At 33.4% G+C, this 26,249-nt stretch carries 20 protein-coding genes and 2 pseudogenes; 4 read left to right on the forward strand and 18 right to left on the reverse strand.

The window, feature by feature from the left end; translation table 11 throughout:
* Positions 1–80 precede the first annotated feature (80 nt).
* The 3 genes from AC0L5U_RS15795 to AC0L5U_RS15805 form a co-directional block, all read right to left on the reverse strand.
* A complete protein-coding gene (locus AC0L5U_RS15795) occupies positions 81–1,517 on the reverse strand; it encodes a DUF5689 domain-containing protein (RefSeq protein WP_473417433.1) in 1,437 nt (478 codons plus the stop codon).
* A gap of 74 nt (positions 1,518–1,591) precedes the next feature.
* Positions 1,592–1,972, reverse strand: coding sequence for a hypothetical protein (locus tag AC0L5U_RS15800; protein ID WP_473417434.1), 381 nt, complete (start codon positions 1,970–1,972; stop codon positions 1,592–1,594).
* Positions 1,924–4,371 carry a carboxypeptidase-like regulatory domain-containing protein gene (locus AC0L5U_RS15805; protein ID WP_473417435.1) on the reverse strand — a complete coding sequence of 816 codons (2,448 nt, stop codon included), beginning with the start codon at positions 4,369–4,371 and terminating at the stop codon, positions 1,924–1,926. The genes AC0L5U_RS15800 and AC0L5U_RS15805 overlap by 49 nt, the downstream gene beginning before the upstream one ends.
* Positions 4,372–4,495: 124 nt before the next feature.
* Here AC0L5U_RS15805 and AC0L5U_RS15810 point away from each other — a divergent pair, with 124 nt between their 5' ends.
* Positions 4,496–5,545 carry an endonuclease/exonuclease/phosphatase family protein gene (locus AC0L5U_RS15810; RefSeq protein WP_473417436.1) on the forward strand — a complete coding sequence of 350 codons (1,050 nt, stop codon included), beginning with the start codon at positions 4,496–4,498 and terminating at the stop codon, positions 5,543–5,545.
* A 7-nt stretch (positions 5,546–5,552) separates the two neighbouring features.
* Here the strand turns inward: AC0L5U_RS15810 and AC0L5U_RS15815 are convergent, their stop codons facing one another.
* From AC0L5U_RS15815 to leuS, 14 genes and pseudogenes are all read right to left on the reverse strand, one after another.
* Positions 5,553–5,993, reverse strand: a complete 441-nt coding sequence (locus AC0L5U_RS15815) for a hypothetical protein (protein WP_473417437.1) — start codon at positions 5,991–5,993, stop codon at positions 5,553–5,555.
* A 104-nt stretch (positions 5,994–6,097) separates the two neighbouring features.
* Positions 6,098–7,717 carry a glucose-6-phosphate isomerase gene (gene pgi, locus AC0L5U_RS15820; RefSeq protein WP_473417438.1) on the reverse strand — a complete coding sequence of 540 codons (1,620 nt, stop codon included), beginning with the start codon at positions 7,715–7,717 and terminating at the stop codon, positions 6,098–6,100.
* Positions 7,718–7,728: 11 nt separating this feature from the next.
* Positions 7,729–9,054 (reverse strand): peptidoglycan DD-metalloendopeptidase family protein, encoded by a 1,326-nt coding sequence (locus tag AC0L5U_RS15825; protein ID WP_473417439.1) that lies wholly within the window; start codon positions 9,052–9,054, stop codon positions 7,729–7,731.
* Positions 9,012–9,941 (reverse strand): tryptophan 2,3-dioxygenase family protein, encoded by a 930-nt coding sequence (locus AC0L5U_RS15830; protein ID WP_473417440.1) that lies wholly within the window; start codon positions 9,939–9,941, stop codon positions 9,012–9,014. Before AC0L5U_RS15830 ends, AC0L5U_RS15825 begins: the two co-directional genes overlap by 43 nt.
* Positions 9,938–10,723, reverse strand: a complete 786-nt coding sequence (locus tag AC0L5U_RS15835) for a DUF3108 domain-containing protein (protein WP_473417442.1) — start codon at positions 10,721–10,723, stop codon at positions 9,938–9,940. The genes AC0L5U_RS15830 and AC0L5U_RS15835 overlap by 4 nt, the downstream gene beginning before the upstream one ends.
* A gap of 355 nt (positions 10,724–11,078) precedes the next feature.
* Positions 11,079–12,239 (reverse strand): 4-hydroxyphenylpyruvate dioxygenase, encoded by a 1,161-nt coding sequence (gene hppD, locus AC0L5U_RS15840; RefSeq protein ID WP_473418312.1) that lies wholly within the window; start codon positions 12,237–12,239, stop codon positions 11,079–11,081.
* Between the two features lie 147 nt (positions 12,240–12,386).
* Positions 12,387–13,541, reverse strand: coding sequence for a homogentisate 1,2-dioxygenase (locus AC0L5U_RS15845; protein ID WP_473417443.1), 1,155 nt, complete (start codon positions 13,539–13,541; stop codon positions 12,387–12,389).
* Between the two features lie 228 nt (positions 13,542–13,769).
* Positions 13,770–15,974 carry a patatin-like phospholipase family protein gene (locus tag AC0L5U_RS15850; protein WP_473417444.1) on the reverse strand — a complete coding sequence of 735 codons (2,205 nt, stop codon included), beginning with the start codon at positions 15,972–15,974 and terminating at the stop codon, positions 13,770–13,772.
* A 32-nt stretch (positions 15,975–16,006) separates the two neighbouring features.
* Positions 16,007–16,291 carry a hypothetical protein gene (locus AC0L5U_RS15855; protein ID WP_473417445.1) on the reverse strand — a complete coding sequence of 95 codons (285 nt, stop codon included), beginning with the start codon at positions 16,289–16,291 and terminating at the stop codon, positions 16,007–16,009.
* Positions 16,292–16,373: 82 nt separating this feature from the next.
* Positions 16,374–18,183 (reverse strand): annotated as a pseudogene (uvrC, locus tag AC0L5U_RS15860) (excinuclease ABC subunit UvrC).
* Positions 18,184–18,452: 269 nt separating this feature from the next.
* Positions 18,453–19,826, reverse strand: a complete 1,374-nt coding sequence (mgtE, locus tag AC0L5U_RS15865) for a magnesium transporter (protein WP_473417446.1) — start codon at positions 19,824–19,826, stop codon at positions 18,453–18,455.
* A 73-nt stretch (positions 19,827–19,899) separates the two neighbouring features.
* Complete coding sequence (gene rsmA / locus AC0L5U_RS15870; protein WP_473417447.1) at positions 19,900–20,682, reverse strand: 16S rRNA (adenine(1518)-N(6)/adenine(1519)-N(6))-dimethyltransferase RsmA; 783 nt, start codon at positions 20,680–20,682, stop codon at positions 19,900–19,902.
* A 14-nt stretch (positions 20,683–20,696) separates the two neighbouring features.
* A pseudogene (locus AC0L5U_RS15875) lies at positions 20,697–21,081 on the reverse strand (DUF4286 family protein).
* Positions 21,082–23,916, reverse strand: coding sequence for a leucine--tRNA ligase (gene leuS, locus AC0L5U_RS15880; RefSeq protein WP_473417448.1), 2,835 nt, complete (start codon positions 23,914–23,916; stop codon positions 21,082–21,084).
* Between the two features lie 126 nt (positions 23,917–24,042).
* Between leuS and AC0L5U_RS15885 the strand changes: the two genes are divergently transcribed.
* The 3 genes from AC0L5U_RS15885 to AC0L5U_RS15895 all read left to right on the forward strand — a co-directional run bounded on the left by AC0L5U_RS15885 (position 24,043) and on the right by AC0L5U_RS15895 (position 25,799).
* Positions 24,043–24,921 carry a cell division protein FtsX gene (locus tag AC0L5U_RS15885; protein WP_473417449.1) on the forward strand — a complete coding sequence of 293 codons (879 nt, stop codon included), beginning with the start codon at positions 24,043–24,045 and terminating at the stop codon, positions 24,919–24,921.
* A 27-nt stretch (positions 24,922–24,948) separates the two neighbouring features.
* Entirely contained in the window at positions 24,949–25,470 is a 522-nt protein-coding gene (locus AC0L5U_RS15890) for a PsbP-related protein (RefSeq protein WP_473417450.1), read from the forward strand.
* Between the two features lie 74 nt (positions 25,471–25,544).
* A complete protein-coding gene (locus AC0L5U_RS15895) occupies positions 25,545–25,799 on the forward strand; it encodes a DUF3098 domain-containing protein (protein WP_473417451.1) in 255 nt (84 codons plus the stop codon).
* Here AC0L5U_RS15895 and AC0L5U_RS15900 read toward each other — a convergent pair whose 3' ends face one another.
* Positions 25,800–26,216 (reverse strand): hypothetical protein, encoded by a 417-nt coding sequence (locus AC0L5U_RS15900; protein WP_473417452.1) that lies wholly within the window; start codon positions 26,214–26,216, stop codon positions 25,800–25,802. It lies immediately after the preceding gene.
* Between the last annotated feature and the right edge of the window lie 33 nt (positions 26,217–26,249).

A 26,249-nucleotide genomic window follows, 5' to 3' on the forward strand; every position in this document is an offset into this window, starting at 1 on the left:
AACTTTTAATATCTCCGGTAAAAGTATGAATTCTCTTTAAGGTGTTTGAAGTGAGAGTTTTTTATTCTTTAGCAAAGCTATCAAGGTACATAATCCACACTAATCTCGTCCAATTCATAAACCCCATCAAAAGTGCTTTGGCCGCTTCCTGTATATTTAAATGCGATGTGAATTGTTCCTGAGAGACACGATAAATCTACATTCCCAGAACTAAACCAAGGTGCAAAAGAATCAGAATCTTTTACAATATAAGCATCGGTTAATATTGCCCATGTTGCTGAAGTGACGTTAGCTTCAGTACCATCCCAATCATCAGAATAAAACACTTCCATATAACTACTGTCAGCTAAACTACTAGAGGTTTTAAAGCGTAACGATTCGCCATCCTGTGCATCTAGATCTATGGCAGGGGTTATCAACCAACCAATGTTACTTATATCTCCAGAACTTGCAGATTGAAATCTCGCAGAACGCCCCAAAGACGCATTTGAGGATGTTGAGGAAAAGCCTTCCCAAGCTTCTGTACCTGCTTCGATGTAATTTGTCCACCCTGCAATTGCAATGGGTCGGTTATTTCTTTGAGGCTCAAAATCTTCATACAGTAAATTCCCAGACCCTATGGTTGAAGCTAAACCACATGTAAACTCTAAAGGGTCGCAACGATCGTTACTATCAAAATTAATGGCGGCAGAACTGTTGATGACTAGCACACTAAAATTATCTCTAAAATCGCGACTAAAAACGCCTGTAACACTTCCTTTTCCTTGGGGCACGATCAAGGATTTAAAATCGGAAAATGTACTGGTTTGCATTATTATTTGAATACCAGAATCGCAACTTTCTAATAATCGTAGTCCATCAAATTCATCAAAAGATTCACTAGCAAAGGTTGCCCCCAATTCAAATCTATTTAATTGGATATTGTCTAACTGAATCAAAGTATTTTCAAAATTTTCGGTTAAATCTGCCAAACCAACTATCATGGGTTTGATTTCTGCTATTTCGTTAGTTCTTAATACAATATCTTTATATTCTGCAGGTTGAATTTGTTTCACATTAACCGCATCGCCTTTACCGATTGTAATGACACCACTAGTTTCCCCAACGGTTAACCCCATGAGTTTTATGAATACTTTTTGACCAAATTTATAGGTATCGGACAAACTGCTTACATTGATGTCAACTTTAAAACCCAATCTTGGATCGTTATCAGGGTTGCTATCATCTGTTTTATTCTGAATGATTAATTCTTCAAAAAAGTTTCCTGCTTTGTCTGATGATACCACATAACCTTCAATATAAACATCATCTCTTATAACTGCTGTTGTGTTTCCGCCATTTACAGCTTGTTCGTAAAGTGATTTAATCGCCTTAAAGGTTGTCAATTTTTCTGCGGGAATATCGAGGTCTTCTTTTGTAATATTTGGAACTCCAAAATCGTCGTCTTGGACGCATGACAAACATAGGAGTAGCATCCCTATGAAGGTTAATACTAGTTTGTAATTAATTGTTTTCATAATTTATATTTTTTAGATCCTGAAACGAGTTCAGGATGACAATTCAGAGAATTGTCAAAACCTGTAATTCACATTTAAAAGTAGGTTGCACCACGACCATACCAATATTTAGAACCAAAAACTTGAGTATTTAAAGCTTTATCATCTCGCAATTCCCTGTAATTTGCATTTCTACCTTGCTCAAAACCTCCTGTTCTAAAAACTTCATCTAAAAGGTTATTTACACTTGCGAAAACACTAATGTATTTACTGCCTATTTTCCATGATTTTCCGCCTACTAAATTCACAACCATATAATCATCAAAACGTTCTTGTTTTAATAATTCTCTGGCTAAATCTTCGTCATAATCGTTAAATATATTCCCATCAAAATCTGTTGTAAAATTTGAAGATCGTGTTAACGGACTTATATCAATATACGTATTTGTAAAAAGTTTGCCGTTGCCCCAAACCACCAATAGTCGGGATCTCTATACTCAAAACCTACAGAATAGGCACGATGTGGTCCTGCAGCGATTTTATAATCTTTTAAATTAGATTGCCCAAAATCTTTAAAGCCGTTGACGAAACCTGCAGCAACAGACTCTTCATCAGCTTCAGTCGTTAAATACAAATTAGGATTATTGGCATAAGTAAATTGACCCACAGAAGCGACAGCTTTTAGTTTTATAGTTGGCGTAACCTGTGCTTCAACACCTAATTCTCCTCCTATATGTTGTTTATCTACACCTTGTAAAATCTCTTGAACAAACGCCACATTATCGCCTCCAATACCATCAGCAAAGAAAAAAGAGATCTCGTTGGCATCTTCAATTTTCGTGTAATATCCTGTGAGTTTTGCTTTAATTATTGATGAACGAAAAATATAACTTACATCTGTAGACATTACTTTTTCTTCGGTAATATTCGGAACAATATTGTGGTTTTCCCTAGAATTAGAATAGGTGTTTCTTAATGAAGGTGCTCTAGACATATAACCACCATTAACATTTAATAAATGCTTGCCTGAGATTTTATATGTCAACCCACTTTTAGCTCCAAAACCCGTAAAGTTTAATTTTTCCCCTTTACCTAATGAGTTATCTGGAAAAGCACCATTTTGATACAAACCTTCCCTTTGGTATTGGGTGTTTGTAACACTTCCCGAAACGAAAAAATCCAATTTACTATATGTGAATTGGGCTTGAGCATAGGCATTCAATATATTAGCAGAAAGATTAAAATTGTATTTAAAAGTATCGCCTTCAGAGACCAATCTGTTTGGGTTTTGTAAATCGTTTTGCGCCTCATCTATATCTGTAGCAAATTGGTCGATGTCTAAATAGGTGTCTGCTCCAAATAAATCCAAAACTTGAGCATAATTTTCAGATTTCAAGCGTTGGTAATTTACTGCTGCATTAAACACAATATTATCATTCAATTCATGATTCAAAATAGAATTAACGGTAAATTGGGTGTCATCAACCCTATCTTCATACAACGCATAAATGGCATTTCTACCTGTTTGTGCATTGCCTATATTGGCCTCATAAAGTGCATTCCAATTTATTTGTCCGTTATCTTGAAACTCTTGTAATGCGGTATATGCGAACTGCAAATCGTTTGGAAAGTTACGCTCAAAATAGCTTGGTAGTTTTTGATAATAGGTTGGGCTTGGGTTTGCACCTCCACCTTCTGGAAAACCGTTTACCAAATCGGTGCCGTTATTATCCAATCGGCTATTGCCCAATTTTCCAAATTGATACGCAATATTCGTATTTAAAGTTGTTCTTGAAGAGATATCCCAATAATGATTTAACATAAAAATAGGTTCTTCAACTTCCTTAATTCTAGAATTTCGTTTTTCACCATCTTGCCAGCCCCAGTATTCGTTGTAGGTTATATCTTTTAAATCGAAAACTTCTTGGGTATTGGGAGATGATTTCCCTCTTCGATTTGGCGCATACATGCCTGTAAAATTCAAACTATGTTTTGCATTCAGTTTCTTTTCAACAGAAAGAAAAAATGAATTTGCATCGTAAACAGTTGCAGCTTGATAACCTTCGTTTCCCCAACGCCGGCCAATGGAAATAGTATATGCCCAGTTGTTTTCTAATAGGCCCGAAGCATAGGTTGCCATTAACCTATTTGTGTAACTCCTGTTTGAAGATGAATAGGTAATACGCCCACCTTCCCTAGATTGAGAAGCCCTTACATTAATATTTGTAGTCCCTAAAACACCTCCGAAATTATAACTTGATGGCGATAAGCCTGAAGTTAGTTCTTGATTTCGCATTACATCGTTTAAGCCTCCCCAATTGCTCCATTGCGGTCTTCCGCTATATAATTTATTCATGGAAATACCGTTGATGAGTACCAAGCCATTTTCGGAATCTAGCCCCCTTAATCTAAAAAAAGATTGACTAAATTCAAATGCCGCAGTACGCTGAAACACATCTAAAGAAGATGATAACAACCCGGTAATATTATCTGCGCCACTTGCATCGTTATCTAACTCATCATCAGACAATGTAATAGTGAATAAATCTTGACTTTGAGATAAATCGCGCTCTAAAGTCATCCCAGAAATATCTACAGTTTTCCCTTCATTTATAATAATCGGGAAACGTTTTGTAATATAACCAGATTTAGAAATTTTTAATATTTGTTCGCCTAAAGGGAGATTTGACGAAAATAGAAACTCCCCTTGAACATCTGTTAAGACTGAAAAATCTGTGTTTTCTATACCAACTGTTACATTTAAAATAGGCTGAAACGACACCCCATCTTTAACACTCCCCTTAACAATAGTTTGTTGAGAATAGAGGGATATTGAAAAAATTCCGAATAAAAAAATGAGGGCTATTTTATTCATAGTTATCTTTAAGACACCAATAATATGAAAAAGTAACTGATTGATTCTAAAAATTTTAAAATCATTACTTTAACTTTGGCTTAAGTTTTGTATTGTAGACATTATAATCTTTTACTTTGACTGAATGAATTTTTTAAAACTTGTTATATCTATTTTATGTTTGAGTTTTTTTATATCTACCAATGCTCAAGATAAAAAATTCAAAATTCATACACTTGCCTTTTATAATTTAGAGAATCTATTTGATACGATAAATGACCCTACAAAGTTTGACGAGTATAGCCCTATGATGGAATTGAAAACGAACCGTGCTGATGCTTTTAAGCAAAAAACGCAAAATATGGCTAGGGTTATTTCTGAAATTGGAAAGGATATTACTAAAAATTCGCCTGCTATTATAGGAGTTAGTGAGATAGAAAATAAAAATGTTTTAGAAGTTGTATTAAATGATGCTTTATTAATAGAAAAAGATTATGGTATTGTTCATTATGAATCGCCTGATGCTAGAGGAATTGATGTGGCACTCTTATATCAAAAAAGTTTATTTACGCCTATAAGTACAAGCTCTCATACTTTAAAAATTTATGATGACCAAGATGGAAAGCGAATAACAACGAGAGATCAACTTTTAGTAACTGGAAAACTTGAGGATGATCTAATACACATTATAGTGAATCATTGGCCTTCTAGACGAGGGGGAGAGGCTAAAAGTAGACCCAAACGTGTAGCTGCTGCTAAATTAAACAAACGAATTATAGACTCTCTTCATGCCTTAGACCCCTATGCTAAAATTATAACAATGGGAGATTTAAATGATAACCCAAATAACGCTAGTTTAAAAGATGCTTTAAAAACGAAACGTAAACGTAAAAAAATTGGCTTTAAAGAATTATATAACCCATTTGAAAACTTTTATAGAGATGGATTAGGCACCACAGCCTATAGAGATTCATGGAGTTTGTTCGATCAAATAATTATCTCAAAACCATTTCTAGAAAAAGACTATTCCTCTTTTAGGTATTATAAATCAGGTATTTTTAACAAGAATTACTTAATTACCACTAAAGGTAAATACAAAGGTTATCCTTTTAGAAGTTGGAATGATGGTGGGTTTAGCAATGGCTTTAGCGACCATTTTCCAGTATATATGTATTTAATTAAAGAAGTAAAATAGTTAGATACTATCCTAACCAAGCACTCCAAGGAATTCTTGATACTAATAACACTAAAGCTATTGTATAAAAAATTGCAATTGTTTTTAATTTTGGTACAGATGTTAATTTCTTCTTGTGTTTAGAATAGCCAATAGTAATCAATGCAACTACTATAATGTTTATTAAAGGATGCTCCACAAGGTATAATCTGTTTGTTGCATCTTTCATGATTTCTCCCATACCAATTTCGTTAAAAAGAGCAAATCGAGGTGCTACGAAATAAAGCACAAACCCTATTAACAACTGAATATGAGACACTATTAAAGTAAATAATGAAATTCTAAAATCTACAGGACTATACTCTTTTTGGCCAATCGATTTAGCAATGGCGTTAACTACGGCAATAATTAGAATTATAAGCACTAAGTAAGCCCAATATGAATGTAATACTTGAATAGTTTCGTACATGATTTTGAATTTTTATTTAACGCTTCAAAAATACTGATTTTAATTCATAAAAAAGCACCGCTACTAAGAATACCGATGCTTTTCATTAAAAATTATTTAGTGTACTAAGACATTTTTTTATAATGATTCAGCAAATTAGCTGTTGAAGAATCGTGTTCATTTATTGCACTACCATCAAATTCTTTTAAAATTTTTGATGCTAACTGCTTTCCTAATTCTACTCCAAATTGATCATAACTGTATATATTCCAAATAACACCTTGAACAAATATTTTATGCTCGTACATAGCAATCAATTTCCCCAAACTTTCAGGGGTTAATTTATTTATAAAAAGAGTATTTGTTGGTTTATTTCCAGCAAATACTTTATAGGGAATTATAGAATCTGGTGTTTTTTCCGATACTACTTGAGCTTTGGTTTTACCATTTAATAATGCTTCTGTTTGTGCTAAAAAGTTTGAGGTCAATTTATCTTGATGGTCTTGATTACCATGAAGCGATTGAGTAAAACCAATAAAATCTGCTGGAATTAATTTTGTACCTTGGTGTATTAATTGAAAAAAGGCGTGTTGAGAATTCGTTCCAGGTTCTCCCCAAATTAAAGTTCCTGTTTCATAATCTATTTTATCTCCATTTCTATCAATACTTTTTCCGTTACTTTCCATAATACCTTGTTGCAAATACGTTGCAAACTGATTTAAGTATTGAGAGTAGCCAATTACAGCTTCACTTTCAGCTTCAAAAAAGTTATTATACCAAATACTGATTAAAGCTAAAACAACAGGGATATTATTTTTAAAATCTTCGTTTTTAAAGTGCTCATCCATTTTGTTAGCCCCTTTTAAAAGACCATCAAAATTGTTATATCCTACTGCTAAACTTATGGTTAAACCAACGGCACTCCATAATGAGAAACGACCACCAACCCAGTCCCACATTGGGAAAATGTTATTTGAGTCTATTCCAAAATTCTTAACCGATTCTAAATTAGTGGATACTGCTACAAAATGTTTTGCGATATCTTCTTCTTTAGCTGAATTCAAAAACCAAGCTTTGATGGTATTCGCATTAGATATGGTTTCTTGAGTGGTAAATGTTTTAGAAACAATTACAAAAAGTGTTGTTTCTGGATTTAATTTTTTGATAACTTCATTTACATGATCGCCATCAATATTACTCACAAAATGCGTAGTCAAATCATTTTTATAATATTGAAGTGCTTCCACAACCATTGCGGGTCCTAAGTCTGAACCACCAATACCAATATTTACAACATCGGTAAATTGTTTACCTGTGTAGCCTTTTCTAATACCGTTTACAACTTCATTGGTAAAGCCTTCAATCTTTCGTTTTACTTTGTAAACTTCAGGAATTACGTTTTCTCCATCAACGTTTACAACCGCAGATTCTGGTGCTCTTAGTGCTGAATGTAATACAGCACGGCCTTCGGTTAAATTAATTTTATCTCCAGAAAACTGACTTTCAATCGCTTCTTTTAGCTTCACATCTTCTGCTAATTCTAAAAGATATTTAAAAGTGTCGCTGGTAATTCTATTCTTGGAAAAATCCAAATAAAAATCGTCCCATGTAATGGTAAATTTATCTGCTCTACCTTTATCTTGAGCAAACAAATCTTTCATTTGTATGCTTTTTATGTCTTTAAAATGATCTTGCAATTTTTCCCAAGACTTTGTTGTAGTGGGGTTAATACTTGGTAATGCCATGAATTAAGGTGCTATGAAATAGGATTAGTGTTTTCTTTTAATGTATGTTCTGGTTGGCTTTCATCTTCAAAAATATCTTCTAGGAAATCGATGTTATCCAACTGTGTTTTTATAGGTTCAATAAATTTTAAATATTCAACTTTAAGTGAATCTGAAATTGGTTTAGCCTCAGGTAATTTTTGTTTAAAAGGATCGACTTGTTTGCCGTTTTTCCAAAAACGATAACAAACATGTGGACCACCTGTATTTCCTGTCATACCCACCCAACCAATAACATCGCCTTGTTTTACAAACTGCCCTACTTTTGCTTTACGCTTTTTCATGTGTAGATACTGTGTTTCGTAAGTAGCATTGTGACGGATTTTAACGTAATTACCATTACCACCTCTGCGTTCAGATTTTGTAACTGTTCCATTAGCTGTTGCCATAATAGGTGTTCCTATTGGTGCTGCAAAATCGGTGCCTTTATGAGGTCTAACTCTAAATCCATAAACGGCTATTCGGCGTTTCAAATTATATCTTGAAGATACACGACTAAATTTAACAGGAGCTTTTAAAAACGCACGCCTTAAATTTTTAGCTTCTTCGTTAAAGTAATCGATAATTCCCTTTGTAGAATCTGTTGTGAATTCAAAAGCATAAAAAGGTTCTTTATTATGCTCAAAATATGCTGCTTTAATATTGTCTACACCTACGTAAGTGGTATCATCAATGTATTTATCTGTATAAATTACTTTAAAACGATCTCCTTTTTGTAAACGCCTAAAATCAATGGTCCAAGCATAAATTTCATCAGCCATTTTATAGGCAAGTCTTGGGCTTAAACCTTTTTCATCAAGAGTTGTAGATATATTACTGGTTATAACACCTGTAGCTACCTTTTCAACATATCTTATAGGTTTTCTGCCGGTAAAAGCATGAATAGAATCCTTGAAATTTATAACCACATAATTTTCTTTGGATGGTTGATAAATAAAAGATTCTGGTGTTTGTAAAGAATCTTTAGCACACAGCAAAGTATAAGGCTTGCCTACTTGAAGTCGTCTAATATCAAAAGTATCTTTCGCCTTTTCAGCAATATGAAAAATTTTAGGATAACCTACATTGTTACGTTCTAAAATCTCACCAAAACTATCGCCACGTTTTATAGTGTCGTTTTTAACAATATAATCATCTAAAATGAATCCAAATTGGGTAATTGGCTCTGGTTCGGGAATAACTTCAACAATTTCTTCTACCTCAGGCTTTGGGTCGTCTTTACAACCCATGAAAATTAAACCAAGTAATGCTATAATTAAATATTTATTCCCCACTCTTGTATTTCTTTCTCTGTCCATAAATCTGGGAAAAATATTCTTTTTTGATATTTAGGGTGCATATATTTAACCCATTCGCTGCCGCCTGTAGCTTCAGCTGTTTTTCCTCCAATATTTAAATAATGATTTGCAGTATTGTAATGTGCTATAACCCATTTTACATTAACTGTATAATCGTAATGCCTCATAGCTTTTATTAAATTTTTGTTTTCCTGAGTTTTAACAGGTAATTCTTTAAATTTAGTCCAAAGGTTATTGTGTTGATAAAACTTTGTAAACCTAATAAATTCATCTTTAAAACGTTTTTCAAAAGCTTTTAAAGTATATGTTTTTTTTCCTGTTTCAAAATCCTTACCTGCAGCTTGCCAATATAAATATTCAAAGGCATCTTCATAAGATAAATTTTTATCAAATGTATCTCTAAAACGCTTATCGATTAAATTTATCATTTCGGTAGAGGCAAACTCAATCAATCTATATTGCGGACTCTGAAAGCCACTAGCAGGTGTTAATGTGGTTCTAAACTGATTGTATTGCTCAATGTTCATCCCATCTTTCATGATGCTAAAAGAAGATGTTAACACATCAAAATAACGACTAATACGCATTATTTTTTCAGTAAAAATCTGCGCATCTAAATCATCAACTTCATTTTCAGCTACCTGCTTAATTTCAGTTAATATCATTTTAAAAAGTAACTCGCTAACTTGATGGTACATAATAAATACCATCTCATCTGGGAAGTCTGTTCTTGGTTTTTGGAGATTTAACAATACATCTGTTTGTATATAATCCCAATAACTTATAGGTTTGCTATGCAGCAACCCTTCTAAATGAACATCTAAATCTTGGTCTATAGACTCGTATTTTTCTTTAAGTTGGTTGGTTATGTCTGAGTCTAATTTCATTCTTTTTTAACAACTATTTGAAAAGGATGTTTTAACCCTTTAAAAGCTTCTAAGTCTGCACGTAGCGATCCAACAGCTAAATCTGCTTTAATTCGCAAAGGTACTTTATTTTTGTCTTTAGATACCCATAGCGTCAAACTTTCTTCTTCCTTAAAAACACGTCCTGCCATCACATAAGGCCTAAATTTTAAAGATTCTACATCTCCAAATTCAGTATCAATAGTTTCTTCGCCTAAATATTGCAGTTTAAAACCGTAATTTTCTTCATCAAAAAACATATCTACCTTAATTTCATCGCCAATCTTTAAATTACGGGTATCCAAATTGTTTCTTAAATAATAAAACGTAGATACCATATCCTGAATATTAGGTTTGGTATCAATAACTTTTTTGGTTTTATGCTTTTTGTTATTAATATGAGCTTTGTTATTTTTTTGATCAAAATTAATTTCAATATCCTTAGTATGTCCACCCTCATCAATGTTTCTCACAAACTTATAAGGCATTGTAGTTGCTTTATCAAAATACGTTTCATACCGATCTTTTACTTTAAAAAACCAGCGAATCATACCGGTTGTCCAACCTTTTCCAACAACATGATACACATCTTTGTTATCTAATTTTGAATCTTTTACAGTAAGCGTAGCATTTCCAGCTTTTAAAAAGCCACTATAACTCATTTTAAATTTAAACCATTCCCCTTCTCCAAAGGCAGGTTCTTGCTGCGCAAAAGACACTTGCATAGCACTAAAAGTAATTATTATAAGTAGTAATTTTTTCATCTTTCTGGGGTAATTATAATGTAACTTCTTCTGATACATTTTATTGTTTTCAAGTAAGAAATTACAATTACTGTTCCAAAAATATAAATTTTATTGAAATAGCAACCCTATCAAGTGTTATAGTTATGTTAGAAAGCCTAGAAAACAAGAATATTTTGGGCGCTACTACAAGGGTCGAGTTTTACACTACAACACCTAGCAGACTTATCTACTACTTATTATTTTATAAAGTTAAAATGCTCACATTTTTACATTGGCCCGATGTAGAATAAAAACCAAGTATTAATAATACTTGTTTAAGTTAGTTTAGTTTGATAACGGCACGGTTACATTGAGTAAACGTGCCTTTTATTTTTTAAAGCGTACCTCTGTTGGCTTGTTCCCTTTCAATAGATTCAAAAAGTGCTTTAAAATTACCCGCACCAAAACCTCTTGCTCCCATACGTTGAATAATTTCAAAGAAAAGTGTCGGTCTATCTTCAACAGGTTTTGTGAAAATTTGTAACAAATAACCTTCCTCATCAGCATCAATCATAATACCTAAACCTTTTAGAGTTTCAATGTCTTCTCTAAGTTCGTGACTATGTTCCTCTAAACGCCCAGGTACTGCTCTGTAATATTCCTCTGGTGGCGTAGATAAAAACTCGATGCCTCTTGCTCTTAAACTGGATACTGTAGAAATAATATCATCAGTTGAGACTGCGATATGTTGTACGCCCGCACCTTCATAAAAATCCAGATACTCCTCAATTTGTGAGCGTTTCTTGCCTTTTGCAGGTTCGTTAATCGGAAATTTTATGCGTCCGTTGCCATTACTCATCACTTTACTCATTAAAGCAGAATATTCAGTATGGATTTGTTTATCATCAAAGGATAAGAAATTTTCAAAGCCCATCACATTTTCATACCATTTTACCCAAGTATTCATTTGTCCCCAACCTACGTTACCAACCATGTGATCTATGTATTTCAATCCTATGGGTTCTGGATTGTAATCACTTTTCCATTCACGGAAACTAGGTAGAAAAGTACCGTTGTAATTTTTACGTTCTACAAACATATGTACTGTTTCGCCGTAAGTGTAAATGCCTGCACGAATTACTTCGCCATGTTCATCTTTTTCAACGGTTGGCTTCATGTATGATTTTGCTCCTCTACTTGTAGTTTCCTCGTAGGCTTTTTTGGCATCTTCTACCCAAAGTGCAATTACTTTTACACCATCACCATGCTTTACAATATGGTCGTTTATTGACGATTTACTTGTTAATGGTGTAGTTAATACCAATTTAATTTTATCTTGTTTTAATACATAACTTACAGAGTCTTTTGAGCCTGTCTCTAAGCCTTTATAGGCATAAGATTGAAACCCAAATGCTGTTTTATAAAAATGTGCTGCTTGTTTTGCGTTACCTACATAGAATTCTACATAGTCTGTTCCTAGAAGAGGCAAGAAATCTTGCGCGCCTTCAAATATTTTTTCTAAACCGTAGTTTACTGATTTTATGTCTTTCATGATAAAAGAAGCCCCTCTTAATCTCCCCAAAGGGGAGAAACTCAAAGCAGGAATTTGAGTATTTATTTATGTTTTTTATTCAATTAAATCTTTCAAAATGATATTATGAGTATTCATTTCCCCTCCTTTGGAGGGGTTAGGGAAGGCTCTTTATAACCATGATTTATGATAAGTATCATCTGCAATTTTCATAGCTTCTTCTGTAACCATAAGAGGTTTAAAAGTATCTACCATTACAGCAAGTTCTTCGGTTTTCGTTTTTCCAATACTACGCTCGGTGGCTCTTGGATGAGGACCGTGCGGAATACCTGCTGGATGCAACGAAATATGCCCTGCTTCAACATCATTTCTACTCATAAAATCTCCATCTACGTAGTACAATACCTCATCGCTATCTATATTGCTATGATTGTATGGTGCTGGAATAGATTGTGGATGATAATCGTAAAGACGTGGTACAAAACTGCACACCACGAAGGCATCGGTTTCAAAAGTTTGATGTACTGGTGGTGGCTGATGGATTCTTCCAGTAATAGGTTCAAAATCATGAATTGAAAACGCATATGGATAATTATATCCATCATATCCAACCACATCAAAAGGGTGGGAGGCATACGTCATTTCTATAATATCATCTTGTTTTTTTACTTTAATTAAAAAGTCTCCAGATTCATTATGTGTTTCTAATTCTTGTGGCTGACGAATATCACGCTCACAAAAAGGCGAATGTTCTAGTAATTGCCCAAACCAATTGCGGTATCGTTTAGGCGTATAAATTGGTCTGCGAGATTCTACTATAAATAAACGATTTTTTTCAGTATCAAAATCTATTTTATAAATGATTCCTCTGGGAATTAATAAGTAATCGCCATATTTGAAATCTAGATTGCCTAACATGGTTCTCAATTTCCCGGAGCCTTTATGGATGAAAAATAATTCATCTGCATCGGTATTTTTATAGAAATAATCTTCAGTAGATTTTTTTGGTGCAGCTAAAATAATGGCACAATCACTATTGATTAAAACTGTTTTGCGACTTTCTAAATAATCGTTTTCAGGTTTTATTTGAAACCCTTTTAATCGATAAGATTTGATGTTATTTGCTTTTGCAATTTTTGGTGCAACACTATATTGCTTCCCTATTTTTTTTACTTGCGTTGGGCGTTGTTCATGATAACTATTTGTGGACATACCATCAAAACCAATGGTTCCAAACAATTGCTCGTAATACAAACTACCATCTGCTTTTCTGAATTGTGTATGTCTTTTAGGAGGAATATCTCCAAGTTTATGATAAAAAGGCATTTTTAAAGATTTAAGTATTAGCCCCTAGAAAAAAGGCTAACGAATTAAACTAAAGATAATGAAATTAAAAGATTCTTTCCCGAGAAATATCGGTATTAACAGAAATAATAACACCTGCCTATTCAGGATTCCTCTTGATAAGGTAGTGAAGAAATTGTAGTAAGCCTTCAAATAAAAACTTCATAACCATACAAATATCGTAAAAAAATATTTTAGTTATAGAGTGTGTTAAAACCAATAACCAATATTAAAGTACCAAACACTATTATTTTGTTCTGGAGAATAACTATATTTTATTTGAATAGGTCCAAAAAAGCTATCCAATGCATAACCAAGTGCATAGCCTCTATAATCTGGTAAAGTAAACCATTCTCCAGATTCAAAAATATCATCATCAATATTTGCCCAATTTGCATCTAAAGTAATATGGTTTTTATTGAAAATCTCATAATTTATACTCATATTAGCCTTTACAAAACTATTTCCTGTTAACGCAATAAAATCATAGCCATAAAAAGGGATAAAGTTATTTATAAGGTTATTACCATAACCTCCTAAGGCAAAATCTAAGGTGGTTGTGGATTTATCACCAAACTTAAAGCCACCGCTAGTTCCTACAATAAAAGCTAGCTTTTTAGACACACTAAAAGCATACCCAATTTCGGCTTTTGCTATTGAGAAACTATCAAAATTTTCATTAAAGTGAGATGCAAATAAATACATGTGTAAATCGCCATTAAAATAAACACCCTTTTTTGGGAAATACTTGTTATCGTAAGTATCTAATCTTAAAGTTCCAAACGCACTAAAATAGTCGGTATTTTCAAAAATAAATTCATCTTGATTAGAACTTGTAATTGTTTCAGATTTAATTTCCAAACGTTTATGTTCTGCGCCCATACTAAAGGCAAAATCTTTTCTAAATAAGGTTTCTAGATAAAATTGATTGGTTTGATCGTGGAGTATCGCATCAATTTTATTTAAACCAGTCCCTTCAATCTGTACATCATCTAGTAGCAACTCTGCACTAATACCTTTTTTAAACTGATTGTATCGAGATCTTAAACCCACACTCCAATAAAACCCTTTGTCAATTAAATAGTCAAAATTATAGCGCACGTTGTCTCCCAGAATTACATCCAAGGACGCAATATCATTGTTAAAAAGTAATCGTTTTTTTGTTAGGTTTATAAGTGCGGCGCTTTTGTATAAACCATCGTAATGACCTCCAAATTTTATAAATGTAGTAGTTTTTGTTTCTGTTATGTTAGCTTGTAAATCATAGGTGTTATCTTCGTTTGTAGGTATTAATTGATATTGAAATGAATCGAAATTATTTGTTGCCACTAAATTATCTACACCATCTACAAAATCAGAATATGCAACTCTTTCAAGTCCTTTTAATTTTAATTTACCTAAAATATAAGAGCGCGTGTATTTTTTATTACCACTTACTTTTATGTTGCGAATTACAATACTGTCCTTTACAATTCTTGGAATCGTTTTTTTAGGAGTACTAGTTTGTTTATATGTCAACTTTTTTAAGTCACTTGTATAGGCTAAAGCAGCTTTCTTTCCATTGGCTATAATATCATTGCCTTGATCGAATGATACCACATTAAAATCTTTAATATTTGGTTTAATATAGATATCCGTTTTTTTAGATTTCAATTTCATATCATTAATTGTTCTGAAATTATTGATTTGAAACAGAACATCTGGAGCAGACGTTAATTCATCTCGCTTAACTAAAGTATCTTGCACATCAACACCTATAATAATATCTATTCCTTTTTCCTTGAGTTCATCTATAGGATAATTATTTACAACGCCGCCATCAATTAAAACTTCTCCATTGATAGTTACTGGCTGAAACAATGATGGTAATGCGCCACTTGCAACCACAGTTAATGCTAAATTCCCTTTATCTAGTATAACTTGTTTTCCAGTTTCTACGTTGGTTGAAATACAAAAGAAAGGAATAGGTAAATTTTCAAACTTTTTTATATGATTAACATGAAGCATTAATCTAGAAAATAAATTATAAGTATTTTGACCTCTAGAAAACGCTGAAGGTAACTTTAATTTAAAATCTTCAAAGGGTAGTGTGACAGCATAACGTTCAGAATTGTTACGTTCATAAAACGCTTTTGAAGCCCTTGGTAAATTGTCGTTTATAATTTTATCAAAATCCAATTCGTTGAAGATAGAATCTAACTCTTTTCCTGAATACCCAGAAGCATACAGCGAACCAACAATAGCCCCCATACTAGTTCCAGCTATATAATCTACTTTTACACCTAAGCTATCAATTACTTTTAAAACACCAATATGTGCTAAGCCTTTTGCGCCACCACCACTTAACACTAGACCTACTTTTTGCGTAGGTTTTTCTTGTGCTTCGTTTTGCGCTTTCGCGGAAAGTGAAGCCATTAGGAATAGGGTTAATATGATTGGTTTTATGTTCAAGTTTTTGTTAGTGATTTTTTAATTGTTGATATTTCAACATATTTTTTATTAAATAAATACATTAAAACTCCAATTGTAATAAATACAGTTTTATTTAGTAAATCCGAAAACACAATTTCATCACCAAGAAATATTTTCAGAAGTTTTGCCAAAAATGAAATTCCATTACTCAATATTAATATTATTGCCCAAATTTTAATTCCAAGTTTAGTATGTTTATTTTCAGTCAATATTAAAAAAAGTAATATTCCTTGGATTATTATAGGAATTATTGCTTTCAAATTTCCAATAGTTAAAGCATAGATGTTCCAAGCCGAAAGTAAAATTAGACAGCTAATCAATAGTAAATACAACATCCTATTCTTAAATCTTATTTTTTGTGTTTTCATGATAATAATTATAAACCTTTTCTGCCCTAGATACCCCAACCACAGCTTCCAACTCATCTAACTTTGCATTGGCTACTCGTTTTGCCGATTTAAAATGCCTTAGCAATTCTACAACCGTTTTTTCGCCTACGCCGCTTATGGTTTCTAGCTCTGTGTTTAACGCTGTTTTACTGCGTTTATTTCTGTGATGTTCGATTCCAAAACGATGAGCCTCGTTTCGTAGCTGTTGAATAATTTTTAGGGTTTCACTTTTCTTATCTAAATATAAGGGAATTGGATCGTTTGGGTAAAATAATTCTTCTAAACGTTTGGCAATTCCGATGATGGCAATTTTCCCTCTTAAATTCAACGCATCTAAACTTTTTAATGCGGATGATAATTGCCCTTTTCCACCATCTATGATAATGAGTTGCGGTAAAGGTTGCTCTTCTTCAACTAAACGTTTGTAGCGGCGGTACACTACTTCTTCCATGGATGCAAAATCATCTGGACCTTCTACGGTTTTTATGTTGAAATGACGGTAATCTTTTTTGCTTGGTTTCCCGTTTTTAAACACCACGCATGCGGCTACAGGATGTGTACCTTGAATATTTGAGTTATCGAAACACTCAATATGTCGTGGTTCTTCAGATAAACGTAAATCGGCTTTCATTTGTGCCATAATACGGTTGGCATGCCTATCGGGGTCTACAATTTTCATTTGTTTGAAACGCTCCATTCGGAAATATTTGGCGTTTCTGAGTGATAAATCTAAAATATGTTTTTTATCTCCTAATTTTGGAATGGTAACTTTTATAGCTTCACCTATATCAACCTTAAAAGGCACATATATTTCTTTGGAATTGGAATTGAAACGCTGCCTGATTTCTGTGATGGCTAGTTCTAATAATTCTAAATCGGTTTCGTCTAACTTCTTTTTAATTTCTAAGGTATGAGAACGAATAATCGAACCGTAGGATAATTGCAAAAAGTTGATATAGCCATAACTCTCATCACTCATAATAGAAAATACATCTACGTTGCTAATTTTTGGATTAACAATGGTAGATTTTGATTGGTAGTTTTCTAAAACCTCAACTTTTTCTTTTATTTTTTGAGCCTCTTCAAACTGCATATTTTCAGCCAATTGATGCATTTGCTTTTTAAATTGCTGCAACGAATCTTTAAAGTTTCCTTTTAAAATTTCTTTTATGGCTTTTATGTTTTTGTTGTATTCTGCCTCGGTTTCTAAACCTTCGCAGGCACCTTTACAGTTTCCTAAATGATATTCTAAACAGACTTTGTATTTACCAGCTTCTACTTTTTCTTCTGATAAATTAAAATTACATGTTCTTAAACTATACAAGCCTCTTATTAAATCTAAAAGGGTATGTACTGTTTTTCCACTTGGTATATGGCCCAAAATATTCGCCACTACCCTTAAAAACACGTCGGGTTGAAAATACTCTTGGAAAGCGTTCTTTCTTTATGCAAATCCACGGGTATGACTTATCGTCTTTAAGTAAAACGTTATAGCGCGGTTTATGCTTTTTTATAAGATTGTTTTCTAGTAAAAGTGCATCGGTTTCGGTTTCGACAACAATGTGTTTTATATTGACTATTTTTTTTACCAATACTCGCGTTTTACCATTTTCATGAGTTTTGGTAAAATATGAACTTACGCGTTTTTTTAAGTTTTTTGCTTTTCCAACGTAGATAATCGTGCCCTCTTTATCAAAATATTGATAAACTCCAGGTTGATTTGGCAAGGTTTTTAATTGTATCTCTAAGTTGGGGATATCCATTATTGTAAAGGTAATTATTTTAATGTTTTTTCTAGTTGAAATTACACACGATTTAACGTTTTGAAATTTTGAAATGTAAAACGAATATGTAAATCTCAGACCTTTTTTAAGAACTCTAAACGCCTTTTGAAAGGTGAAGTTTAATTCAAGGAAGCTATTATTTGAATAGCGAAAATGATATCACTTATTGAAATATTCGAAATAATTAATATGAAGTACTAAAATAGAATTATTGGTATTATTTACAAGTTGCTTACTTAGAGTTTAAACTAAATCCCTAAAATCATTTTTGCTATCCAGAAATAGAGTAAAATTCCTAAAATGTCGTTACTTGTTGTGATGAATGGCCCTGTGGCAATTGCAGGGTCTATACCGCGTTTGTTTAAAAATAAGGGGACAAATGTACCTATAAGACCTGCAACGATAATTACGGCTACAAGTGATACGGAAATTGCTAGTGCGGTGTTTAATTCGCCTTTGAATGCCCACACGAATAGAAAGAGAAATAGGGCGAGTATTAAACCATTGAGGGCTGCGAGCAACATTTCTTTTATTAAACGGCTATTCACGCTACCTCTTACGTCGTCGTTTGCGAGACCTTGTACTATTATAGCGCTAGATTGTACACCAACGTTACCTGCCATTGCAGCAATTAGCGGTGTAAAAAAGAATAAAACAACTGCTTTTCCTGTAAAAAGAGTTTCAAAACCTTCCATGATTAAAAATGCGCCTATTCCACCAACTAATCCTAAGAATAGCCATGGTAATCGGGCTCTTGTTAGTTCTAGAATGGTATCGTCTGAATCTACATCTCCTGTGATACCTGCAGCCATCTGGTAATCTTTATCGGCTTCTTCCTTAAGAACATCTACTATATCATCAATAGTAATTCTGCCTAAAAGAATTTGGTTTTCATCAACTACTGGGATAGCTTCTAAATCGTACTTTGCCATTACTTTTGCAACATCTTCTACATCGTCATTTACATTGACAGAATCTACATTAACCTTTACTAAATCTGCTATTTTTTGTTCGCTTTTGGCAACAATTAAATCTTTTAAAGATAGTCTGCCAATCAATTTTTCTTCTTTAGTTACAACATAAATAGAATGGACACGAGTTACTTCTTTGGCTTGGCCACGAATACGACGCATGCAACCTGCAACCGTCCAAGTTTCGTAAACTTTTACGAGTTCTTTTGCCATTAATCCACCCGCAGTATCTTCATCGTAAGCTAAAAGTTCTTTAATTTCTTCTTTATGCTCTTCGTCTTCAATTTGAGAGATTACCGCTTGCTGACGTTCTTCTGGAAGTTCAGAAATAATATCTGCGGCATCATCGGTATCTAATTCTTCAACTTCTTCGGCAATCTCTTTAACAGAAAGGTTTTTTAAGACTTTTTCCCGATTGTCTTCATCGAGCTCCATTAAGATGTCTGAGGTGGTTTCAGAATCTAGAAGTTTTATGACATAGATTGCCTGTTCTAGATCTAATTCATCTAAAATTTCAGCAATATCGGCGTAGTGAAACTCTTTAAGTAGCTTTTGAAGTTCCTTATCGTCTTGTTCTTCGATAAGTAATTCTACTTGCTCTAAAAGGGCATCAGTTAGCTCAAATTGTATGTTTTCTTTTTCCTCTTCCATCAACTGGATTGTTAAAAGCCGTTTCTATGAAAAATAATTGACAGGTCTATTATTTTAAAGAACTTAAAAAAAGCTACGCTAATTTTCGATCCTTTTCAATCAACTGCGTTAATTCAATAAACTCTTGCACTTGCAATTGTTCTGGACGCTTGCCAAAGATAACATTTGCTTTTAAATTATCTGATAAATCAAATGTTTTTAAACTGTTACGCAATGTTTTTCGGCGTTGTTGGAAACCTGCTTTTACAACTTTGAAGAATAATTTTTCGTCGCACGCTAGTTTGTAATTTTCTTTTCTGGTTAGTCTCAATACACCAGAATCTACTCTTGGTGGCGGATTAAATACTGAAGGTGGCACAGTAAATAAATATTCAGCATCATAAAACGCTTGAGTTAATACAGACAAAATACCGTATACTTTATTGCCTTCTTTTGAGCAAATTCGTTGCGCTACTTCTTTTTGAAACATCCCTGAAAATTCTGGAATTTGATCGCGTAATTCTAATGTTTTAAATAGAATTTGTGATGATATATTGTATGGAAAGTTCCCGATGATTGCCAGAGGTTCTCCATTGAAAACGTCGTTTAAATCATATTTCAAGAAATCTTTTTCTATGATCCTTGGGGCGAGATTGAGGTAATTTGCTTGAAGATATTCTACCGATTCGGTATCAATTTCTATAACGTAAGTCGTGACTTTCTTTTCAAGCAAATACTTTGTGAGCACGCCCATGCCTGGGCCAATTTCTAAAACATTGGTGTAGCCTTGTAATGAAAGGGTGTCCGCTATTTTTTGAGCGATGTTTTCATCTTTCAAAAAATGCTGACCTAAATGTTTTTTTGCTTTAACGTTCATTTACTTTTGATTTACTACGAATTCACGAATAATTTAAAAAAGACCCTTCGACTGCGCTCAGGGTGACAGGGCATTACTCTAAAATTCACAGTATATTCATCAATAATTTGAAGCTCGGTTCTAAATGCTAAAGATTTTCCTTTCCAACGTGTTAAACCGTCATTTCGTAACTTTTCTGCATCTTCTTTGTAATAAGCATCCAAAGCTCTCTCTTGAATAAGAACGATATTGAATAGAATAGGTAACTCCACCCATATCTTCCTCTACCAAAACTCTAGTTAGTGTTGCTTTTTCAAACTTTCTGGTAGCTAATACTTGTGGAATATGTTCTTTAATCCACACTAACCATTCGTCATGAATCGACTCATCAATATTTACTGTTACGTTGTATATGTACATTTATCCTACGATGTTTACTATTTTACCAGGAACTACAATTACCTTTTTAGGGGTACGTCCTGCTAATTGCTCTTGTGTTTTTTCGTTTGCTAAAACAGCTTCTTCAATAGCATCTTTACTCATATCCAAAGGCAATTCCATAGTAAAACGCATTTTACCATTAAACGAAATCGGGTAATTCTTGCTGCTTTCTACTAAATGACTTGCATCAAATTCTGGGAAAGGCGCAGTTGAAATAGAGGCATTATTACCCAACTGGCTCCATAATTCCTCTGCAATATGTGGTGCATAAGGAGAAATTAAAACCAACAGAGGTTCTAAAATATCCTTGCTAGTACATTTTTGAGTTGTTAACTCATTAGCAGCAATCATAAAGGTAGATACCGATGTATTAAACGAAAAATTCTCAATATCTTCTTGAACCTTTTTAATAGTTTTATGTAGCGTTTTTAAATTGTCTTTGGTTGGTGCGGTATCTGTAACTTTCAATCCGTTATCATCAACATATAATTTCCAAAGTTTTTTAAGGAAACTATGCACACCTGTAATACCTGCGGTATTCCAAGGTTTGTATTGCTCTAATGGCCCAAGAAACATTTCGTAAAGACGTAAGCTATCTGCGCCATAATCTAAAACGATATCGTCTGGATTAACAACATTGTATTTTGATTTGGACATTTTTTCGACGTCTCTACCTACTTTATAAACACCATCTTCTAAAATAAATTCGGCATCAGCATAATCCTCTCCAAATTCGGCATCAGCTTTTAGCCCTTCAATATCTAATTCATCAGAAGCGTTAATATATTTTACTTTTACATGAATTGGTTGCACCTTTTTACACTCAATTAATCCTAAAGACAAATAAGTATTTGTACCTTCTTCTCTATAAACAAAAGCACTAGTCCCCAAAATCATTCCTTGGTTAATCAGCTTTTTAGCATATTCATCTTTAGGCACAACGCCTTTATCAAACAAGAATTTTTGCCAAAAACGAGAGTATAATAAATGCCCTGTAGCATGTTCGCTTCCGCCAATGTACAAATCAACATCTTGCCAATAGTCCATCGCTTCTTTTGAAGCAATCTCATTTTGATTATCAGGATCCATATAACGCATAAAATAGAACGAACTTCCTGCCCACCCTGGCATGGTGTTTAACTCAAGAGGATGAATAGTTTCGTTATCAATCAAATCATTTGAAACCACTTCATTTTTCTCGGTATCCCAAGCCCAAACAGTCGCATTTCCTAGTGGTGGTTCGCCCGTTTCGGTTGGTAAATACTTCTCAACTTCTGGAAGTTTAATTGGTAAATGTGCTGCATCAATCATTTGTGGCATCCCATTTACATAATACACAGGAAACGGCTCACCCCAATAACGCTGACGGCTAAACACAGCATCACGCAAACGGTAATTGGTTTTACCTTCACCTTGTCCTATTTTTTCTAGTTCGTAAATAGCGCGCTTAGTCGCTTTTTTATAGTTTAATCCGTTTAGGAAATCACTATTCCCAATAACGGTTTTTGCTTTATCTGAAAACGCTTCTTCTGAAATATCAACCCCTTCAAAAATATTAGGAATCGGGATATTAAAATGTTTTGCAAAAGCGTAATCACGCTCATCGCCACATGGCACAGACATGACTGCTCCTGTACCGTAACCTGCCAAAACATAATCGCCAATCCAAATCGGGATTAACTTTTGTGTAAATGGATGAATGGCGTAAGCCCCCGTAAACACGCCTGAAATGGTTTTTACATCAGCCATTCTATCGCGCTCGCTACGTTTTGAAGTAGCTTCAATATAGGCATCAACAGCTTCTTTTTGCTCAGGCGTTGTTATTTGTTGCACCAAATCGTGTTCTGGAGCTAAAGTCATAAAGCTTACTCCAAAAATAGTATCGGGTCTTGTAGTAAATACTTCAATTTCTGGCGATTCTTTTACTTCATTTGAAACCACTTTAAACTTTACTTGCGCTCCAACTGATTTTCCAATCCAATTACGCTGACTTTCTTTTAAAGAATCCGTCCAATCTATAGTTTCGAGCCCTTGTAGCAAACGTTCCGCATAGGCTGAAATACGCATGCTCCATTGGGTCATCTTTTTACGAACCACAGGATGCCCTCCACGTTCTGAAACACCATTTACAATTTCATCGTTAGCTAAAACCGTTCCTAATGCAGGACACCAGTTTACTTCGGTTTCTGCTAAATAGGTTAATCTGTATTGTAATAATATTTTTTGTTGTTCTTCAGAAGAAAATCCATTCCATTCTCCAGCGGTAAATGGTTCTGTATCATTATCACAAACGGCATTTATATTCTCGTTTCCTGAATCTTTAAAAACATCAATCAAATCAGTAATTGCAAACGCTTTTTCGTGGTCTTTACAGTACCAAGATTCGAATAATTGAATAAAAATCCATTGTGTCCACTTGTAATAACTAGGGTCGGACGTTCGTACTTCACGAGACCAATCAAAGGAAAACCCTATTTGATCCAATTGACGACGATACGTTTTTATGTTTTCAGCAGTTGTTATTGCAGGATGTTGCCCTGTTTGAATGGCGTACTGTTCTGCAGGTAACCCAAAAGAATCATAACCCTGTGGATGCAACACATTAAATCCTTGATGGCGCTTGTAACGCGCATAAATATCACTAGCAATATATCCTAACGGATGCCCAACGTGTAAACCCGCACCACTAGGGTAAGGGAACATATCTAAAACGTAATATTTTGGTTTGTTGCTTCCGTTTTCGGCCTTAAATGTTTGATGGTCTGCCCAATATTTTTGCCATTTAACTTCAATGGCGTTGAAATTGTATTTCATTGTAATGAATTCCGCTTATTAAGGCGCAAATTTAAACTTATTATAACACTATTGAAAGTTTAAACGTTGTTATACTAAACGAAACACAATTCTTTATTATTTTTACAGCATTAATCCATTTAGTTTATGAGTTCATCTTTTGAAAAACATCAAAAACGCAGGCTTGTTTCTTCGTACATTTCGGTAGTGATAAGTATCGCGCTTGTATTGTTTTTATTAGGTTTACTAGGTATGCTAGTAGTAAATGCAAAAAAAGTTTCCGACCATTTTAAGGAGCAAGTTGTAGTTACCATTTACTTAAAAGATACCGCTAAAGAAGTTGAACGCAAGCAACTAGAAAAGAGTTTAGCGATGGCAGATTACGTAAAATCTACCGAATATGTCTCCAAAGAGCAAGCTGCAGCATTTATGAAAGCCGAAAATGGCGAAGATTTTATGGATTTTGTGGGTTATAATCCGTTACAAAATTCTATCGATGTGCATTTGAAAGCAGATTTTGTAACCTCAGAGCATTTAGAAAAAATTTCAGCCGAAGCTTTAAATAAAACTTTTGTTGAAGAAGTTACTTATGATAATGATTTGGTAAACCTTATGAACGATAATGTAAAGAAAATCAGTTTTTGGGTGTTGGTGCTTAGTGGCTTATTCACATTAATAGCTGTTTTACTCATTAATAGCTCATTACGATTGGCTGTTTATTCAAAACGATTTACCATAAAAACGATGCAAATGGTTGGGGCTACAAAACGATTTATTCGTCGCCCGTTTGTTTGGAAAAGTGTGCGTTTAGGTGTTATTGGTGCTGTTTTAGCTTTAATAGGAATGGCAATTGTACTGTATTATGTCAACAAAACATTCCCTGAATTAGAGTTATTGGCAAACCCAATTTTAATGATAGTTTTGTTTGTAGTAATTTTTGCGTTAGGCATTGTAATTACTTGGATAAGCACGCATTTTGCGACACAACGCTTTTTGAATTTGAAGACGGATGAGTTGTATTATTAGTTAATTTTAATAAAAAACCTAAAAAGCATGTGTAAGCAATTTTTACTTTTTGCCCTTCTCTTCTTTATTTCACAATCTTATTCTCAAGAACTTGTAAATAAAATTGTAAAAGAAAAAGGATACGAAATAAAAATACCTAAAGATTGGGACGATAAGAATTTTTCATTTGATTCAATGAGTTTAATGGTTTTAAAACCTAAAACTAAAGAGGAGTCTAATCCAGTAGAAGCAATTGGTATGAAACACGTAAAAACTGATAAAAGCAGTTTTAATGATGCATACCTAGAATATATCGGACTGCTTGAAGGTTATTATAAACAAAAATTTAAAATTCTTGAGGAATCAATAATTTCTATCAACGGAGTAAAATTTAAGAAACTTATAGTTGAAACTCAAAGTAGAATTAATGGGGAGAATAGAAAAAACATGATGTATTATACGTTCATCAATAATGAATCATATATGATGACACTCATGTCAACTGAAGAAAATTTCAATAAATACAAGCCCCTTTACGACAAAGTTGCTTCTAGTTTTAAACTCATTTGATTAAAAATTAAAAAATCATTAACACATTGGGTTAAAATAAATCAGTTAATTTGCATTCATATTGAAATTAAGTCATGGGAGAAAAAAAACGTAAAGAAAACGCAAAACCTGTTTTTGTATTTGGCAAAAAAAATTACAAATTCATGTTTATTGGTTTAGCTTTTATTGCACTTGGCTTTATTTTAATGTCTGGCGGCGGAAGTGACGACCCAAATGTTTTTAATCCTGAAATATTCCATTGGAGACGTATTCGTTTAGCACCAACTTTAGTGTTAATTGGTTTTGGTATTCAGATTTATGCTATTTTGTTGAATCCTGATAAGAAGTAATTATAGATATATTTCTAAAAGCTTTGCTTTAGTTCCAAAGAGATTTAGTTGATTTATTATAGCTGGAATTACTAGAGTTTCACCCATTTGAAGATTATAAATTTTATCGTTATACTCAACTTCAAGATGACCTTCAACACACATATAAATTACAAAACTATCTCTTGTAGAATAGTCCATGTTCATTGTTTTTGAAACGCTTAAGATATTAGTTTTAAAATAAGGCGAGTGCACTAATTTATTTGAAACATTATCATTTATTGAGTATTCTGTTCTGTAATCCTTGTAATAATTAAAATCAATAGCATCCATTGCCATATTAGTATGAAGTTCTCTTTTTTTGCCAGTTTTAGCATCAACTCTATCATAATCATAAATTCGATATGTTATGTTAGATGTTTGTTGGATTTCGGCCAATAAAACACCTGCTCCTATAGCATGAACTCTTCC

This window comes from Jejuia sp. G7-7, from assembly GCF_055808955.1.

Coding starts and splice junctions, on each gene's coding strand:
- AC0L5U_RS15830 (WP_473417440.1), bottom strand. CDS start 9,941: ATGAAATTAGACTCAGACATAACCAACCAACTTAAAGAAAAATACGAG.
- AC0L5U_RS15815 (WP_473417437.1), bottom strand. CDS start 5,993: ATGTACGAAACTATTCAAGTATTACATTCATATTGGGCTTACTTAGTG.
- AC0L5U_RS15885 (WP_473417449.1), top strand. CDS start 24,043: ATGAGTTCATCTTTTGAAAAACATCAAAAACGCAGGCTTGTTTCTTCG.
- AC0L5U_RS15825 (WP_473417439.1), bottom strand. CDS start 9,054: ATGGACAGAGAAAGAAATACAAGAGTGGGGAATAAATATTTAATTATA.
- AC0L5U_RS15890 (WP_473417450.1), top strand. CDS start 24,949: ATGTGTAAGCAATTTTTACTTTTTGCCCTTCTCTTCTTTATTTCACAA.
- AC0L5U_RS15845 (WP_473417443.1), bottom strand. CDS start 13,541: ATGCCTTTTTATCATAAACTTGGAGATATTCCTCCTAAAAGACATACA.
- rsmA (WP_473417447.1), bottom strand. CDS start 20,682: ATGAACGTTAAAGCAAAAAAACATTTAGGTCAGCATTTTTTGAAAGAT.
- AC0L5U_RS15805 (WP_473417435.1), bottom strand. CDS start 4,371: ATGAATAAAATAGCCCTCATTTTTTTATTCGGAATTTTTTCAATATCC.
- AC0L5U_RS15850 (WP_473417444.1), bottom strand. CDS start 15,974: ATGGCTTCACTTTCCGCGAAAGCGCAAAACGAAGCACAAGAAAAACCT.
- AC0L5U_RS15835 (WP_473417442.1), bottom strand. CDS start 10,723: ATGAAAAAATTACTACTTATAATAATTACTTTTAGTGCTATGCAAGTG.
- leuS (WP_473417448.1), bottom strand. CDS start 23,916: ATGAAATACAATTTCAACGCCATTGAAGTTAAATGGCAAAAATATTGG.
- AC0L5U_RS15895 (WP_473417451.1), top strand. CDS start 25,545: ATGGGAGAAAAAAAACGTAAAGAAAACGCAAAACCTGTTTTTGTATTT.
- AC0L5U_RS15795 (WP_473417433.1), bottom strand. CDS start 1,517: ATGAAAACAATTAATTACAAACTAGTATTAACCTTCATAGGGATGCTA.
- mgtE (WP_473417446.1), bottom strand. CDS start 19,826: ATGGAAGAGGAAAAAGAAAACATACAATTTGAGCTAACTGATGCCCTT.
- AC0L5U_RS15810 (WP_473417436.1), top strand. CDS start 4,496: ATGAATTTTTTAAAACTTGTTATATCTATTTTATGTTTGAGTTTTTTT.
- pgi (WP_473417438.1), bottom strand. CDS start 7,717: ATGGCATTACCAAGTATTAACCCCACTACAACAAAGTCTTGGGAAAAA.